Raw genomic sequence first — 16,738 nt, 5'->3', positions numbered from 1 at the left:
ACCGAGGTTTCACGCGGCGACCGGACAGACAAGCCCTTAGGCCTCGTTTTGGGCGCTCGCGAGCCATTGCACCTGGTCACAGCGTAGCGGATTGGCGACGCGCCTGTCCCCTGTGCAGGACAGACACCCGCGCGCCCGTCGGCGTGGGCATCGATTCGCGCGTGTCCGCGCTGTTCACGGCGCTGGACGCCGGGTTGGCACGCCCATTGTATAAGGGCGGAGCATACCGGGCAGTGCTCGGGGTGAAAGAGCGATACCGTGCGATCAGGCTTCGGCCTCCGCACACGTCGGGCGGACACGCACGGGTGAGCGTGTCCGCCCGGCTTTTTTTTGTCCCTGCCACCGGTAGCGTGCGCGTGGTACCCTCGGGCATGATGGTCCGCGCTGCCGCCCTCTTCGTACTCCTCGCCACCCTCGCCGCGTGCGCGCCCCGGCTGAGCCCGCCGTACCGCGACTACGAGGTCCGCGCTACGGAGGCGGACGTGACGGACCGACTGCGGGAGGCCGCCGAGGCCGCCGGGTGGACCGTCGCCGAGTCGCTCGACCCCGCCGTCGTGACGACCGCCCCGCGCGACGTCGGTGCCGGCCTCACGTCGTCGACGTCGGCCGCATTGGATTTGGTGCCGCTCGACGGCGGGTTCGTCCGCGTCTACGTTCGCGCCGAGCGCCGGTCCGTTTTGGGAGGCCGCTCGAAGGTGTACGCGCTCGACGGCGCGATGCGCCAGCGAATCTTGGGGCCGCTTTCGGAGGCGCTCGCCGAGCGCGGCCTCGTCCCGCTCGGGACACCACGCGACCGAGATGAAGACGCGACCGAGTAGGCACCGCACCGTCTGTGCGTACGTTGTGTCTCCATCGGGGGCCTCGGCCCGCGACTGTTCTTTGGGGATGACACGGTTTCGACGAGAAGTGTGTGCGGCAGGCTGCGCGCCGGGTGGTGTCCGATACGCCCGCAAGACCCATCGGAACGCAATTGTAGCTGCGAACGACTACTCCTACTCGCTGGCCGCGTAACCACGCCGCTAGCTGTCTCGTGAGACGGACGCTCACTATCGTTTCACGAGGCACCGACTAGAGTGAGCTGGTCCTGAACGCTCCGGCTGAGCGTGACGGACGAGACCCAACCAGCCTGCGCTCGCGGGGAAGCCCGTCAGCGGGCCACGCCCCGCGAGCAAAGATTTTGAAGCGCTGACTACGCGCGTAGACGCCTGGACTGTAGCGCCTCTCGGACCCGGGTTCGACTCCCGGCATCTCCACTCTTAAAGCCCCGTAGCTTGGACGACCTCCTCGCTACGGGGCTTTTTGCTGTCTAGTGGCCACATTAGGCACCTTCACTCGGAAGTCCGTTGGAACAATGGGGTGACTACTGCCGGACCCAGAGTCAGACCCATGAGAGTTCGACTCTCGACCGTGAGTATTATCAGGTACCCATCCCCCACGATCGGACCCGATGAAGATCACGCTCGTCCAGAAGCCTAAGTCCGACCGGAAAGGCGCCCAGCCCGTCTATGTCCGGGTGTCCCACGAGGGCAAGGAGCGCCTCGTCTCGCTCGCCATTAGCGTCGAGCCCAAGCACTGGAACCCGAAGCGCCAGGAGCTCCGTGCCACCCACCGCGACCACGAGGCGCTCTCGGCGTTGTTGTCGGAGCGCTTGGCGCGAGCCCAGAAGGCGGGCGCTGAGGCTGTGCTCTCGGGGGGGCGGAACGTATCGGTCGACCGGATCAAAGAGGCCGTCATCAAGGCCGTCCATCCGCAGACCGCTTCCCCGAAGCCCGCCCCACCCATCCTCGACTGGATGCAGCGCGAGGTACGCGAGCAGTATTGGGAACGTGGCAAAGTCACGACGTCGAAGGCCTACACGAGCGCGGTCAACAACCTGCGGGACTCGTTGGTCGCCCAGGGCGTCGGCGTGCGGGTGACGGCCTCTGGACTCACGTTGCCAGTGCTCCTGGCCCACCGCAACCGGCTCGAAGCGCCGAAGCCCCCGAAGGGCCACCCCGGAGGGCCGGGGTACGGCTGCGGCCACGCTCCCAACTACGTCGAGAAGCAGATCTCGATCGTCCGGACCCTGCTCCGCCGGGCAATGAAAGCGCGTGTCGACGGAGCGCGAGAAGCGCACGAGGCGGCGCTCGACGTCGAGGTCAAGAAAGTGTCCGTCGAGAAACCTCGCCTCAGCTACGAACAGGTCATGGAGTATTTCGAGGATGACCTCACTGGCCGCCGCGCAGACACGCGGGACTGGTGGTGCGCGTCCTTCTTCCTCGGCGGGCTCCGGATCGGCGACGTGTTCCTCCTCAAGTGGGACAACGTCGCCGGTGGGCGGATCAAGATCTCGACGCAGAAGACCGGCGCGCGCGCCAACGCGGCCCTCGCGCCCCAGGCCCAGACCATCCTCGACCGGTGGCGCCCCCGGACTGGCCCTGGCGGGACCGAGCCGTCGATGTACGTGTTTGGCATGCTCGCCGAGGGTGTCGAGGCGGACCGGGTCGAGCTCACGCGCCAGCTCTCGGCTGCCAAGGCCCTCGCCCGGAAGTATATCGCCCTCGAGCGCGAAGAGCGGGACTGGCCCGTCGTCGGCGGTAAGCGGATCAACCTCCACTCCGCGCGCCACTCGCTGGCGGACCACCTCCGGAAGGAAGGTGTGCCCGTTTACGACGTGTCGAAGATCCTCACGCAGTCGCGGCTATCGACGACGGAGACCTACTTAGCCTCGTTTGACACCACCTCGGTCGACGCATCGCTCCTCGGCGCCCTCGCGCGGCCGGACGGCTCCGGCAACTCAGAGGTCTAGGCCGCCTGGCACAGAGTGGGGATGTCGTGCTTCTCCCCCAGGTAGGCATCGAGGCTCGACCGGAGGTAGCGCGAGGGCGCCCGGCCCGAGCCGCGTCGGACTTCAATGACGTCGGAGGAGTTTGCCCACGCCTGGAGCGTCTTCGTACTCACCCGGCAGTAGCGGGCTGCCTCGCGTGTCGGGAGCCACTCGGGGACGACGGGCGACGGCGGGCCTTCGAGCCGCCGGGCGAGCGCCTCGATGAGCTCCGCCGCCGTCAGCGAACCCGAAGGGGCGTGCGGATCGACGCCTACGGCGCGGCAAGCGTCGAGGGCCGGGTGCTCGGCGACGATGCGGGGTCGGAGCGGAGACATAGGGGTTCCGTGCTGCATGTCTACACGGAGGAGCCGCCGCGCTCGCGCAGGCAGCGCTCGTAGGTCTGGCCGACAGCGGCGTGGCGCTGGGGCGTAGCAACCGGCTCGCCCGTCGGCCGGACCGGGGCACCGGTGCAGTCGAGGTACATGCCAGTGTGCGCTCCCCGGTAGGTCACCTCTCGCGTCCGGAGATCCCAGTTCATTTCTCCCTCCCGCGGGTCCGTCACCCCGTCGAGGGCCATCAGGACCTTGAGGGTCACGGGTAGGTCCTCGGAAGAGATCAAGTTGGCGCAGTAGCTGCAGTGGTCACAGACGCAGACGGCCAACGGGAGGCCTGAGAGAGAGCGGTCGAGCGTGCGGTCAAGGCCGAGCTCGCTGGGACCGGACGGGAGGTGGGGGCCGGCAGGCTCGGCAATCCGGAGGGGCATGGCGTTGAGGAGTCGTAGGTCGGTGAGCACGGAGACCATCTTAGCGGACTGCGCCTAAGGTTTGTCGCCCGACCGGGCTAAGCGCGGCCCTTAGAAAGGGCCCGCCGCGCCCTGCGAGGTGTTGGAGTCCCGCGATAGCCGTGCGAGGTCTGCCACGTCTGCTCCGCGCCCACCCCGCCGGCGTCCGAAGCCGTCACGCAGTCGACCGAACCCCTATCGTCGTTCGGCCATCGTCTCCGAGACCGCCACCGGTCCCTGCTGCAGAGCGTTGCCGAGGGCGCTGCGGTTGTGCCCCTCAGCCGTCACGGCTGTACCCCTCGCGAACGACGGTCGTACCCCTCGTTTGCGGAGCGGCCCAGAGGCCGACCAGAAGCGAAATGGGCGTACAGGTCCGTACACGCCGATCGGGCTTGTTCGTGCCCCCTCGGAGGTGACACGCCCCGAAAGGGTATGTGTGTCGTTGGCTCACGACGCGACGCCCGCCCCAGACCGACCGGCGGCCTCGCGAGGGCGCGCCCGCGGGCGCCCTGCTACGTGCGTGGCTCGTGTCCCTCTCGCCTCTTGAGTACCTAGTGCTTCTTCGTCTTCTCGTCGAGGGTTGGAAGATCCAGTCGTCTTGGTCTCTACTGTCTTTTGGTGTGTACCGATAGAGCTCGACTCGCTTCGCTCGTCTCGCCGCGCCCGCGAGGTACCCCCAGTATGTGTCCCGGCTTGGCGCCTCGTTGGCCCCGCCAACCTTCCCGACGCGGATTGGAGGCCGTATGGGGGACATCGGTCCAACTTGGCGCCAGGTGTCTCCCTGCAATCTCAGGCTATGGATTAGACGTGAACGAGTCTTCACACGCCGTTCTACGGGGAGCAACGGCGCCTCGGCGGTTGCCACCGCTCTAACCCCGCCAGGCGCCCCCGCCTCGGACACCCCCCTTTCCAGCGCTTCGCTCGGCGTTCTAGTCCCTTCTTGCGCGAGTCGGCCCGGCCACCTACGCGTGTCGTGGCCTCGCGCTCGCAGGTCCGGCGTGACTCTGGCATCCGAGCCCCGAGGCGTAGGACTCGACGCGCGACGCGAACGCGTCGTCGACAAAGCCGAGCAGCGCGTGGGTGACGACGTCGCAGGCCTGGGCCGCTCGGCGGGGCGGCACCTTGCGAGCGGACGGCGTGAGGTGGCCGTGGACGAAGATGTGCCGTAGCCCCGCCCCAAGGTGCACCATGCTGGCGTCGGGACCCGGGCCGTCGGCGTAGAGCGCTTCCAGCCGACGCTTGAGACGGTCGTTCACGCGGTCCCGCACGAAGTGGCCGAACCGGTCCTCGATGTCGGCCTCTCGGAACCGCCGAACCACCTCGGCGCTGTCGTGGCCCCCGAGGTCCGGGCCGAACTCGTGGTCGGCCTTGTAACCCAAGGCACCTCGGAGAGACTCGACCGCGGAGTAGGCCAGGGCCGCACGGATGAGCGAGCCGTAGCCCTGTTCGGTCTCCTCCTTGTAGCCTCGCAGACGCACGCCCTCGAACGAGTGCGCGAGGCGTACCCGAGCCTCGAACCGGTTGAGGTCCCCGCGGTCGCAGCGGAACCCCATCCGGCGGGGGTGGTGGCCCTCCTTACAGAGGGCCTGGTACGACTTCCAGGCGCGGAGTCCCATGGTCAGTCGGCAAGCGCCTTGAGCAGGGCGTCTCGGGCGTCGGTGTAGAACTGGACGTTGAGCCGGGCGGCCATGTCGTCGGAGAGGTCGAGGAGCTGGCGCCGGGCCGAGACCGGCATGAGAAGGGTCTCGGCCCCCTTCTCGACGGCGATCTCGGCGACGGATACCGCGTTGTACAGGTCCTCGATGGAGCCGCCGAGGTTGAGCGATCCGACGACCACGAGCCCACCCCGGAGGCTCTTGCCGAGGAGCGACCCGCAGAGGGCGAGGAGGACCGCCACGCCCGTGCCGCCGCCCGTCTTCGTCGCGTCGAACGAGAGGAGCTGGACCGTGAACGCGTGGGCCCGCGGGTCCCGGTCGCCGACGAGGCCCTGGGCCTTCGCGTAAAGGTTCTGCTCGGCGCACCGGACGGCCTCCGAGAACGGGGGTGGGGCCGGGCGGTTGAGGATCCGGACGCCATTGCCGGGTCCTTCCGTCGTCTCGACGCGGAAGAGCCCGGCAAGGTCGTCCCCCGACCCCGGGCTGACCGTCCACGCCTGGCCGGGCGGGAGCGGGTCGGCCCCGATCTGGCTCTGGTCGCGGAGTTCGGGCGTCGTCACGAACTCCTCGACGCCGTCGACGCCCATCTGGTAGCTGAAGCTGGTCGCGCGGAACTCGGCCGACCCGATCCGCTTCTGCTGCTCCTTGACGCGCCTACGCCCTTCGAGGGCCAGGCGGACGGCCCACTCCAGCGTCTCGTCCGAGACGGGGGCCTCGGGGTCGGGTGACATGAGCTTGATGAGGCCGCTGACCGTCTTCCGCACGGCCGTGAGGTCGCGACCGGAGAGCGCGCCACCGAGGGCGACCCGCCCGTCGAGGACGCTCGACCGGCTCTGGCTCCGGAGGCGCGTCCAGCACTCGGCGAGGAGGTCGCTGACGAGCCCGAAGTGCCCCGTGAAGAGGGCCGGCGAGAGCTTGGGGACGTCCCAGCCAGGGAAGTAGGCGTGGAGCCGGTCCATGAACGCCGTGTCGCTCCGCATCTCGGGGGGGAGCGGCGAGAGCAGGTGGCCGACGCGCTGCTGGTGCTCGACGTCGACGTCGAAGTTGCCGACCAAGACGATCCCGCCGTCGGCCCGGATGCTCTCGCGGCCCCGGCTGAACTCGCCGGATTCCATGTACCCCTTCATGATGTTGACGCCGTCCTTCTGGTCGAAGGACACGCCAGACACCTCGTCGAAGCACACGACGTCGTACTGCGACACGAGGCCGCGCTGGCCCGTCGCGTTGTTGACGAACATCCGGGCGACCGTGGCCTTGCCGCCCGAGATCAGGTGGGCGTAGGGCGAGACCTGCTGGTAGAGGTGGCTCTTGCCGGTCCCCCGGGGCCCGAGCTCGACCGCGTTGTAGTTCCGCTCGACGAACGGGATCATCCGGAGCAGGAGGACATCGCATGCCCGCTCCGGGAGCTCGGAGGGCTCGAACCCGACGGAGCGGAGGAGGAACGACCGCCACTCGGCGTCGCTGAACTGGGCTCGGCCCTCGTAGAAGGGGTCGAGCACGTCGCGGCGCGAGAGCTGGATGGGCCGGAGGGTGTCGACGGCGAAGGGGCGCCCCGAGGCCTCTTGGGCGATCACGGCGTCGTACGACACCTCGACCTCGGCGTAGAACCCGCCTGTGAGCATCCGCTCGTGCTGCTGGACGAGGTCGGGCGAGATGCGGATGTCGCGGAGCCGGAGGCTCGGGAGCTCGGCGAGGTACGAGTCGGTCTTGGCGTCGAGCCGGGCCGTGATGATGTCGAGGATGCGGATCCGACCCTGCTCGCGGGCGCGGCTCTTGAACAGCTCCTCCTCCCCGGCCCGGACCGCCCGCTCCGAGAGCTGGCGCGCGACGACGGCCAAGCCCTCCTCAATCTCCTGCGGGTCGGACGAGGCGCAGTAGCGGCCGAGCAGGAACTCGACGACGTAGGTGGGGACGGGGTACTGGCCCTTGAACCGGCGGACGAGGTCTTTGCGGACGACGTACCCGTCGAAGGCCCGGGCGGCAAGGGTGTCGAGCTCGTCGTTCATCGGTAGGGGTTGAAGGGGTCTGGACGCTACGGCTGGGCGATGACAACGTCGTGTTGCAGGAGTAGTCGGCCGTCGGCGTCAAGGAGGACGAGGACGGCGGGGTCGCCCTCCAACCGGTCGTCCTCGACGAGGAGCGCCGCGGAGCCGGCGTCGTCGAACGATGCGGGACTGGCCACGCTGGAGGCGGGGTCGGCGGCCCGGGTGCGGAGCTCGGCCGTCACGGCTCCCCCCGTCTCGCTGAGGTAGACTCGGAGCCGGAAGCCAACCCAGCGGAGGTCCTCCAAGACTGGGTGTCCCCCCTCCCCCGCCGCCCGGGTCACGGTGAGCGTGGGGACGACGGACTCCTGGAGGGAGAGGCCGCCGTGGGTGTAGGTGTAGCCCTCCGTGAAGGCGCACACGCCGGGCGCCAGCGCGACGCGGACGTCAGCGTTCCAGTGCCACGGGACGACGGGGAGACCGGAGACGTCGGCGTCCTGCTTGACGAGGGCGCACCGCCCCCACCTGTCGTTGGCGAGCGCGAGAGCGATCGGGTGCTTGGGGAGCCCGCCGGGGACGAGGAGCCACCCGTGGTCGGTCACGACGCGGACCGCCGTCCACCCGGCGGAGAGGAGCGCCTCGATCCGCTCGGTGACGCGCTCGACGAGGTCCGGGAGCCGGTGGGCCAGGCGGAGCTCGTGGTGGTGGCCGGCGCTGTCGATCTCGCCGGTCTCGGTCCACGCGGCCCCAGACCCGCTCCCGGTCTCGGGTGCCCGGAGCACCTCGATTCCAGCGTCGGCTAGCACGGACCGGAAGCGGTCGATAGTGAGCGCCTTCCCGTCCGGGAGCGCCGTCGCGAACTTCGGCGGCGGGTCCGCGCCCGGCCCGAGCCGACCTGCGACGGGGGACGCGGCGGGCTTCGCCGTGGGGGTGACGGAGGGGAGCGCGGCCCAGGTGTGCGCGCGTTCGACGTCGAGGCCGCAGGCGTTGAGGGCCTCGGCCAGCCGGGCGCCGACGTCGGCCCGGAGCCCGTCGACGAAGAGGACGGCCGTGCCGTCCGGGAGGTCGCCGGGGAGGTCGGGACGGGGCGGCGTGTCGCCGGCGAGCTCCTGGAGCCGTCGGGCGTGGGCGTCGAGCCACGGGAGGTAGAGCGCCCGGGCTGCCGATGCGACGGCGTCGAGGTCGGGCTGGCGCGAGACGGCCGCGAGCGCGTCCATGACCGCGCCGTCGGCCGCGTGCCCGCCGTCGGCGTACGCCAGGGCGAGCGCCTCCGGAGAGTCGCCCGAAAGGGGCCGGTCCGTGGCCTGGGCGAGGCGGACGAGGGCGTCGAGGGCGACGGCGAGCGGGGCGCGTTGGCGGGCGGCCCAGGCCGTGCCGCGGCGGGGGCCGTGCTCGGCGTCGAGGTGGGCGACTCGGGGAGCCGCCTCCTCCGCGGGGAGCCCGCCGACCTTGAGGAGCGCGTCGCGGAGGGCGTCCTCGGCGTCGTCGTTGACCTGGGGCCACCGACCGGCCTGAGCGCCGAAGAGTCCGCCAAGCGTGGCCGGTGCCGCCTTCTCGAGGAGATCCGGGACGGCGTTGTAGCTGGAGGGCGTCTCCGCGAACCGGTCCCAGACGGCGGTCCAGGCTCCTTCCGCCTCGCCCAGCTTGCGCGCAGCGGCGAGGGGACCGTCGGCCTCGGGGTCCACCCCGTAGCGGACGCGGGCGACGCCAGCGAACGTGGTCCAGCGCGCGTCGTCGGACTCGGCTCGGAAGCCCTCGGGGTCGTCGAGCCAGCGGAGCACGTCGCGGGCCGGATCCTCGACGATCAGGCCGTCGAAGGTCGCGGCGTCAAGGCGCTTGCCCTTCATCGAGGCGACGTCCTCCCGGGCGAAGACCGGGAGCGCGCGGGCGAGCGCCTCCGAGGTGGCCGTATCCCGGGCGACATCTAGGCCCAGGCCGTCGCGAGCGTTGAGGAGGAACGAGAGGGGCGTCCAGTCCTTGCCACCCTCCGGGCCGAAGACGGTGCCGCGGAAGGGGAGGTCGGCGAGGGCCACGAGGTCCGGCGGGAGGGCCTCGACGACGCGGAGCGTGGAGCGGCCGACGCCTGGCAAGTGGAGGATGGGCGTCGTGCCTTCGGGGACCGGAGACGAGGCGAGCGTGCCGTCGACGGCGCAGCGGAGCCAGAGCGCGGGGCCCCGGCCCGACTCGGGGTCGTAGTCGCCGAGAGAGAGCAGGCCGGGGAGCCGCTCGCGCAGGAGCGGGACGAGGGACGACCAGGCCCCGAGGGCGTCCGGCCACATCACGGCGGCGGGGAGCGCCTCCTCGCCCGGAGTGGAGGCGAGGGCGCGCTGGAGGGCGTCGGCGAGGGCGTCGAGGAGGGTCACGGGCAGCTAGAGCGCGGCGAGGTCAAAGGCCTCGGCGAAGGGGTTGACGAACCGGACGCCCTCGACCTCCTGGTCGTCCTGGAAGTCCTCGGTGAGCAGGACGGCCGCCCCCGCGTTCTTGGCCGCGGCCCAGATCTGGGCGTCGAAGTAAGAGAGCCCGTGGGCGTCGACGCCGCGGATGGCCTCCTGAACGACGGCCTCGGTGAGCGGCTCGACGGAGAACACGGCCGCGAGACGCCGGACGTAGCCCGCCGTCTCGTCGGGCGTCAGCGGCGGCCGGCGCTTCACCAGCAGCACGCGCGACGACTCGGCGAGCGCCTGGGCGGGGACCACGGCGCCCGTCCCGCCGAACCGGGCGAGGATCTCGTGGACCCGAGCCTGCTTGCCCGGCGCGCCGGAGTCGAAGGCGTAGATGAGGACGTTGGAATCGAGCGCGACCCGTGGCGTCATCAGGACCACCGCGAGAGCCGGCCGTCGTAGAGCTCGTCGCGGGTCCAGCCGCGCCCCTCCCCAGATGCCCGGGGCTCGGCGGGGTGCTCCGCGTTGACCCGCTCGACGAAGCGCTGGAGGTCGTCGACCGCCGCCTGGGCCTTTGCGCCGTCGTCGAGCAACAGGTCTACGGCCTGGCGGACGAGGTCGGCCTCGGAGCGGTGCTCTCGGCGAGCGCGCTCTTTGAGCGCCCGGTCCTGGGCGGGCGTGAGGTAGAGCTGCTTGCGGACCATGGGTTCCATCGGAGCGGCGGCGCGTGATGTATGTAATGTACAAAGAGTCCGACAGATCCATCCCTTCGTCAGGGGGGCTCTCAGCGCAGGGCGTCCAGGAAAGCAGCGAACTCGCCACGAGACTTGCGTTGGGCTGCTTCGAGTTCGTCAAACGACCGCGCCAGTCGGAACTGGCGGTGCACCCCCACGACCTTGTTCGGAAGCTCGCGAAGGACGCCCGCCTCCAAGAGCGCGTCCAATGTTTGACGCGCTTGCGGCCACGACCGTCGGAGGTGGGTTTCGAAGACGCCTTCGTGGACCGTGGTGGCTCGCTGGAACAGCCGCAGGAGCCGGTCTGCGAGAGCAAGCTCGGCGTCCGCCGTGGGTGGCGGCTCCGCAGGCTGCGAGGTGCGGTCCCCCCCGAGGTCGAACCCCGCGTGTCGGAGTTGATCACGGATGGACGCGGGGTCGTAGTGGCTCAATGCCTCGGAGCCGCCGGGCTCCTCGTCTGAGACCATGGACAGCTCGGCCGGGATGCTTGGCTCGTCGAACGACGCCTGGGCGTCTCGGAGGTCCACGTCGAGGACCATGTTCATGACGCTGCACCGCTCGAACGTGAGCCCAGAATGCCGACTCCCGTCGAACGGGAACCGCTCGAACACGCAGTCCCGGAACGTGACGTCGCGGAGTGCCCCGAACGCGGCGTGTTGAGCGCGAACGTAGATGTTCTCGACAGCGACGGTGTCCGGGTGGGACCGAGCGCCGAGAAGCGCGAGGGCGATTTGCCCTGCTGATGAGCGGAGATACGAAGTTCGGTGCCCGCCGCGCGCCGTCTGACTGAGCAGTTGGAGCACGTCCTCGACGGAAACCTCGTAGACCCGGAGCAGTCGCTCGACGGCCACCCGGACGGTGAGGTCGGGGAGTGTGCTGGTGTCCAGGAACGAGCGGAGGTCCTGGGCCTCAGACTGACCGAGAAGGTCGGCGAGGTGTCGCCCGAGGTAGTAGTTCCGGAACTCCTCGTGGTCGAACCGGAAGACCCTAGCCCCCTCGTCCTGCTGGAGTAGGGCGTGCTGGGGGAGCCGGATCTGCGTCTGCTGTGAGACCTCGGCCGGTAGGCCCATGCCTTCGGTGGCCATCTCCCCAACGACTTCGAGGACGTCGAAGGAGAGGGCGTCAACGTTCGACCGCCACATCTCCTCTGCCACCGCCATGAGGACGGCATGGTGCTGGTCGGTGGTGAGGATCGGTCGGGCGGCCCGCCCGTCCGTGCTCCGGAGGATCCACTTCCGGGCTTCTCGGTTGACGAGCTGGGTCACGAACCGGTCGAAGAACTCCTCGCCGGTCGCTTCGGTGAGCTGGCCGATGAGTTGGTCCCTCTCGTCGGAGGCCTCGAACGTCTCGATCAGTTTCCGCGCGAGGACGGCCCGCGTCAGGAGTGGGTGCTCGGCCCCGTCCTCGATCCGGCTGGCGATCCCGTCGTAGAGCGTCTGGCCTTCTCCGTTGAGGCCCGCGCGCTGGGCAAAGGCGAGGAACTGGGGCCGCTTCCACCGGCAGAGGTTGACCTCGGCGAACTCGACGTTGACGTCTTTCAGGCTCTGAAACAGCTTTGCCTGGGCCTCGAAGTCGTTGTAGTTGTAGTACGCCGACCGGGCCGCGACCAGGAGCCGGCCCTTCGAGTTGAACTGGTTGAGGAGCCCGCCGAGAGAGGACACGGCCTCACCGGTCCGGGTCTCGACGAACATCTCCTCGAACCCGTCCAGGGCGAGGACGATGGCGCCCATTTGGACGAGCGTGACTACGCTGGAGTAGTAGTAGTGCTTGAACCGGAGGCGGTTGGCGAGCGTGCCGACGATGACGTCGTCGAGCCGAATGAACGGGCGCCCCCCGAGTTGGACGGGCATGAGGAGCCATGACGCTTCGCCCGCGCGGTACCGCTGGGCCTGCTCGAGCGCGAGTTGCTCGATGAGGCTGGTCTTGCCTTCGCCGGCGTCGGAGGTGAGGTAAACGACGCGGGTGGTGTCGGCGGGCTGCTGATCGAGCAGCTCTCTGACGGCCGCGAGCGCGTCGGGCTTGTGGCTCGGTTCGGCGTCGGGGTTGCGGTCGAGGACGTCGACGACATCGGCCTCGACGGCGATGGTCCGGTCGTCGGAGGAGACGGCGTCCTCGATCCGCCGGGCGAGGAGGTCGAGGCGGCCGAGGCGCTCGGTGACCCACCGCCAGGCGGTCATGGTCGGCCCGCCATCCTCGGCGCAGTAGAGGACGCCCTCGCGGTCCGACAGTTCGAGGGTGATGGGCTCGTCGTGGACGTCGGCGAGCAGTTGGCTCCCCTGGCGAGTCACGTCGCCCTCACGGTCGGCGAAGCTTCGGACGATCTGTTCGAGTCGGGCGGGGTCCATGGGCTAGAGCGCGAGGGAGTGGTAGTCGAGCCCGGCGGCGGGCAGGTAGTGCGGGCGGAGGACCCGGTCGGGGCGCGTGTGGACGTGGTAGACCGTCCCGCCGGTGGCCACGCTCTGCCAGATGGGCGGGACGAAGTCGTCGTCGCTGCTGACGAGCGCCGCGCCGCCGGGCGAGGCGGCGGCGTAGACGAGGTCGACGGCGATCATGGTGTCGACGAGCTTCTGCTCCTCCCCCTGGCGGACGAGGTCGGCGGAGGGGACGGAGCAGTCGGGGCAGGCGCGGTGCCTGACGAGGCCGGGGAGCCCCCTCAAGCAGCACTGGCCCGTGTCGGCGTGCTCGCACCGCTCGCGGACGGAACGGGGCCGAAGGAGTTGGGATAGCGCTTTGGGCCTGAGGGTTCGGACGAGATCCCGGGCGGGATCCACGAGCAAGGACCGCGCGAGGCTGGCCCGGACGCGGACGTACGCCGTCGGCTGGTCGGGGAGGACGTAGCGGTAGACGAACGGGAAGTCGCCGGGGGCCGTGAGTGCGGCCATGAGCTCCTGGGCTCGCGGTGTCGGGTCGTGCGTGTCGGCCTCGGCGTCGAGGGCGTACCACCCCCCGTAGAACCGGATGTCTAGGACGTCCGGGAGCTCCGGGGCCGCCGCACATACCGCGTCGGCGAGCCGCTGGGAGAGGTCCCGGAGCGGGCGGGCCTTGTCGGCAGCGAGGAGGTTGTCGTAGTCGACCAAGACGTACATAGGCTAACCGTCGATGCCGGCCTGGCGGCGGGCGTAGCGGCGGGCGGCGTTCGTGAGCTCGGGGATGACCTTGCCGTCGCCGTCGCGGAGCTTGTGCTCGGCGGGGACGTCCTCGTAGCGGTTGTAGCGGTCGGGGCCCCAGTGCGATCCGTCGGGGTTCTTGCCGCGGTCCTTGGTGCTTTGGACCTTCGTCTTGCGCCGGAGCACGCCGGCCTCGGCAAAGGGGCGGACGTTGACCAGGACGCCGTCGTCGAGGTCGGGCGCCCAGCCGATGGGCTGCTCCGACGCCGGCTTCCAGCGGACGAAGAGGTCGTGGGGCGGCTCGCCCTCCAGGATGAGCGCTAGACGGTCCTGAAGGTCGCGGGCGGCGGCCAGGCGGAGGTCGGCGCCGGGGGCGCCCTTCTCGGCGTCGGCGGTCTGGGCCGTGATCCAGTCGCCGAGGTAGCCGTAGGCGAGCTTCTCGAGGAGCGCGCGGTCGAGCTTGTGGTACAGGACGAGGGCGCCGAACCCGTCCTTCCGGCCGTCCCAGACGTGCCACACGAAGGGGCGGTTGTTGAACCGCTTGAGGTGCTGGGCGAAGAACCCGTCGCGGAGCCAGCGGTCGAGCGACTTGCCCTTGTAGCCGGCGTCGGCCAGCAGGGCCTCGACGCGGGCGACGGAGAAGGCGTCGCCGTAGGCGGTGGCGAGCAGGTCGCGGAGCCTCTTCTCGGCCGCGGGCTCGCCCCGGACGGCGACGAGCGGGACGATGCCATCGTCGTCGGCGTGGGCGTCGAGTGCGTCCGGAATGGCGTTTCCGTCGTCGTCGGACTGGGCGGGCCAGCGGTAGCCCACCAGGCGGGTGACGGCCGTCTGGAGTGGGTCCGTAGACGAGGCTACGTCGCCCTCGAAGAGCCACTGAGTAGGGTCGTCGGAGTGCGGCTCCGGCAGACCGTTCGGGTACTGCTCTTGGGCGGCCTTCGTCCACCGCTGCAAGTCAAACGGGACCTTAACAAGCGAAGAGTTAGTGACCTTCAGAGCTTGATCTATACGACGAACTTCCTCAGTGTACTTGGGCGACGAGCAGAACGCCCAGATCGCGGGGAGGTACTCAGGTTTGTGCGGGAGAATCAGCGCAGCGTTGTTGTCAATGAGAGTCCCTGTAAAAAGGGATACTGGAAGCGACCCCATAGAACTCACCGTAACCCCCGTCTTTCCGAGTGCCTGTGTTCCGCGGGCGTCGGAGTAGTGAAGCTTCTTCCGGTACTCCTGGCTTGCCCGTAGTTGCCGCGCCTCCAAATCGAAGTCGACGACATACTCCAGCCCGCCAAACTCGCACGTCTCAGATTGTGTCGTTTGCTGAGGTACCCATTTAGGTCCTACTTCCAAGACTTCCCAGAACTGACGCTGGTATCGAGGCGCGTCCCCAGTCATGACTCCTGCGAGTCCGTCTGCGTACTTGCCTAGCAGTTCCAGATCCGAAGCCTCGTCGAGCGTGATTCGAGCGTCGGGGTTTTGGAGTTGAGCTTCCTGGGTTGCTTGGTGCAGCTCTCCAGTCTTGAGTAGCTCCGCCTTCTCTTCAGGGGACTGGCCTGGCTGCGCGTCCACGCCTGCGAAGCTGTGCCCTTGCTGCGGCCTCAAGCGCGTAAGTGCAAAGAGGCCGACGTTCACTATCTCGCCTGAAATGGTCTCGAACGCCCCAGGCCCGAGGCGCGCCACGACATCGACTGTCCGTTCCTTGAGCAGCTTCAAGCGGAACTGCTCGTATGACCCGAGGAACAGCCAGTTCTGCGGCGTCACCAGCGCCGCCGTTCCCCCGCTGGCGGCGAGGTCGAGGCACCGCTCCGAAAAGACCGTTGCCAGGTCGGCCTTCGCTTCCGGGTATCGCTTCGTAGCGAACGACTTGAGCGCTTTGTCTTGGCTACGCCAGCCCAGATACGGCACGTTGGTTACGACGAGCGTGTACCGCCCCGCCAGGAGCCGTGCCGCCTCGGCGAGCCCCTGCGCCACGACGCCCTCCGCCGCGTCGTCGCCCGCGAAGAGCGTTTGGTCCCGTTCGAGCGCGCGGACGAGCCGGGGGAGCGTGTCCTTGAATCGGTCGAGGCCGAGGTCGTCGGTGGCCCCCAACGGGTCGACGAGCGAGCCGAGCGTGGGCGCCTCCCGGAACGCCTCGTAGAGCCGGTCGAGCGCCTGCGCCAAGAGCGCGTCGGTGCCTGCGAGTCGCCGCCAGTCGGCCTTCGAGGCCGAGGGGGCGAGCCCGGCGCAGGCCACGTTGAGCGCGGGGAGCGTCCGGTAGCCGCCGGCGCCGGGGTAGGTCCACGCCGCGAGCGCGAGGTTGAACGCGGCGATCTGCGTGCACCGCGGTTCGAGCTCCAGGCCGTGGAGCTGGTCGCGGAGGACTGCGTCACACGCGGCCCGGGCGTCGAGGCTGCCCTCGGCCTGCCGCATTGGGACGAGCAGGTTGAGCGCGGCCACCAGGAAGTGCCCGGACCCGCAGGAGGGGTCGAGGACGCGGAGGTCGGCGGCGCGGTCGGGCCACCCGGTAAAGCCCCCCGCGGCGGGGCGGCCGTCGTCGTCCAGCCGGAGGTACGGCATCTCTACCGGCAGCGGCTCGCCCGGGTGCCGGTCTGTCCACCACGCGCCCAGCGTGTTGTGCAGGAGGAAGTCGACCATGTACCCCTCGGTAAAGAGCTGGGTTACGGCCGGGAGCGTGTCGGCGCCGATCTTGTCGCCCGAGGCGTTGGCGGCGTCCTTGGCGTCGGCCTGCCAGAACTGGTAGACCCAGCCGAGGCTGTCCCAGGCGTGGAAGACGGCCTCGGGGAGCCCCTCGACGGCCGCGATGAGGGGGAGCCGGTGCTCGGGCGCCATCGGGAGCGCCAGGACGGGGTCGTCCGGTCGGAATAAGGCTGGGAGCATCAAGGCCGCGTAGCGGGCTGCGAGCGTGTACCCGTCGGCGGCGCCCTCGTCGGCCGCCAGCTCGGCGCAGTCCTCGATGGAGACGGCCCCGCCCTCGGGGTGCTGCAACACGCCGCGGGCAGCGAGGAAGCGGGCGAACAAGAGCGCGTGCCAGTGCTCGTAGGCAACCTCGTGGACCAGGTGGTCCGTCGCCTGCTCCCGGGCCTGCGGGTCACGGGCGTCGCCGAGGGCGCGGGCACGGGCGCGGAGCGTGTTGCGGAGCTCGCGGTCGGCGTCCGAGAGATGGTCGTGCGGCGACGCCGCCCCGACCGCCAAGCGCTTGAGGGCGGCCCGGGCCCCGGCCTCGGCCACGACGCGGGCCTTCTTGACGGTCCGTTCGAGCGTGTTGCGGAGGTCAGTCGGGAGGGCGGGGTTCGTCATG

The 16,738-nt window shown here is 69.8% G+C and carries 12 protein-coding genes and 1 other RNA gene; 3 read left to right on the top strand and 10 right to left on the bottom strand.

The window, feature by feature from the left end; all coding sequences use genetic code 11:
* The first annotated feature begins 371 nt into the window (after window positions 1-371).
* The 3 genes from ACLIRP_RS01235 to ACLIRP_RS01225 all read left to right on the top strand — a co-directional run bounded on the left by ACLIRP_RS01235 (window position 372) and on the right by ACLIRP_RS01225 (window position 2,788).
* Complete coding sequence (locus tag ACLIRP_RS01235) at window positions 372-818, top strand: hypothetical protein (RefSeq protein WP_412062133.1); 447 nt, start codon at window positions 372-374, stop codon at window positions 816-818.
* 63 nt (window positions 819-881) lie between these two features.
* Window positions 882-1,256: a transfer-messenger RNA gene (ssrA, locus tag ACLIRP_RS01230) on the top strand.
* Between the two features lie 191 nt (window positions 1,257-1,447).
* The gene (locus ACLIRP_RS01225) at window positions 1,448-2,788 is read left to right on the top strand and encodes a tyrosine-type recombinase/integrase (protein WP_412062132.1); all 1,341 of its coding nucleotides are present in this window, start codon (window positions 1,448-1,450) and stop codon (window positions 2,786-2,788) included.
* Here ACLIRP_RS01225 and ACLIRP_RS01220 read toward each other — a convergent pair.
* From ACLIRP_RS01220 to ACLIRP_RS01175, 10 genes are all read right to left on the bottom strand, one after another.
* Window positions 2,785-3,141, bottom strand: a complete 357-nt coding sequence (locus ACLIRP_RS01220; protein WP_412062131.1) for a helix-turn-helix domain-containing protein — start codon at window positions 3,139-3,141, stop codon at window positions 2,785-2,787. The genes ACLIRP_RS01225 and ACLIRP_RS01220 overlap by 4 nt on opposite strands.
* Window positions 3,142-3,161: 20 nt before the next feature.
* Window positions 3,162-3,401, bottom strand: a complete 240-nt coding sequence (locus ACLIRP_RS01215; protein WP_412062130.1) for a hypothetical protein — start codon at window positions 3,399-3,401, stop codon at window positions 3,162-3,164.
* Between the two features lie 1,148 nt (window positions 3,402-4,549).
* Window positions 4,550-5,203 (bottom strand): hypothetical protein, encoded by a 654-nt coding sequence (locus ACLIRP_RS01210; RefSeq protein WP_412062129.1) that lies wholly within the window; start codon window positions 5,201-5,203, stop codon window positions 4,550-4,552.
* A 2-nt stretch (window positions 5,204-5,205) separates the two neighbouring features.
* The gene (gene brxL, locus ACLIRP_RS01205; protein WP_412062128.1) at window positions 5,206-7,248 is read right to left on the bottom strand and encodes a BREX system Lon protease-like protein BrxL; all 2,043 of its coding nucleotides are present in this window, start codon (window positions 7,246-7,248) and stop codon (window positions 5,206-5,208) included.
* A gap of 26 nt (window positions 7,249-7,274) precedes the next feature.
* A complete protein-coding gene (gene pglZ / locus ACLIRP_RS01200) occupies window positions 7,275-9,587 on the bottom strand; it encodes a BREX-1 system phosphatase PglZ type B (protein ID WP_412062127.1) in 2,313 nt (770 codons plus the stop codon).
* A 6-nt stretch (window positions 9,588-9,593) separates the two neighbouring features.
* Window positions 9,594-10,037: a PIN domain-containing protein gene (locus ACLIRP_RS01195; RefSeq protein WP_412062126.1), complete on the bottom strand. Its 444-nt coding sequence runs from the start codon at window positions 10,035-10,037 to the stop codon at window positions 9,594-9,596.
* Complete coding sequence (locus ACLIRP_RS01190) at window positions 10,037-10,318, bottom strand: ribbon-helix-helix protein, CopG family (protein ID WP_412062125.1); 282 nt, start codon at window positions 10,316-10,318, stop codon at window positions 10,037-10,039. Before ACLIRP_RS01190 ends, ACLIRP_RS01195 begins: the two co-directional genes overlap by 1 nt.
* A 71-nt stretch (window positions 10,319-10,389) precedes the next feature.
* On the bottom strand, window positions 10,390-12,684 hold the full coding sequence (locus ACLIRP_RS01185; protein ID WP_412062124.1) for a hypothetical protein: 2,295 nt from the start codon (window positions 12,682-12,684) through the stop codon (window positions 10,390-10,392).
* 3 nt (window positions 12,685-12,687) lie between these two features.
* Window positions 12,688-13,425 carry a hypothetical protein gene (locus ACLIRP_RS01180; RefSeq protein WP_412062123.1) on the bottom strand — a complete coding sequence of 246 codons (738 nt, stop codon included), beginning with the start codon at window positions 13,423-13,425 and terminating at the stop codon, window positions 12,688-12,690.
* Between the two features lie 3 nt (window positions 13,426-13,428).
* Window positions 13,429-16,737, bottom strand: a complete 3,309-nt coding sequence (locus tag ACLIRP_RS01175) for an Eco57I restriction-modification methylase domain-containing protein (protein WP_412062122.1) — start codon at window positions 16,735-16,737, stop codon at window positions 13,429-13,431.
* Between the last annotated feature and the right edge of the window lies 1 nt (window position 16,738).

The organism is Rubrivirga halophila (genome assembly GCF_046845755.1).
Classification (GTDB): domain Bacteria; phylum Bacteroidota; class Rhodothermia; order Rhodothermales; family Rubricoccaceae; genus Rubrivirga.
This window is presented reverse-complemented; position numbering and strand designations above follow the sequence as displayed.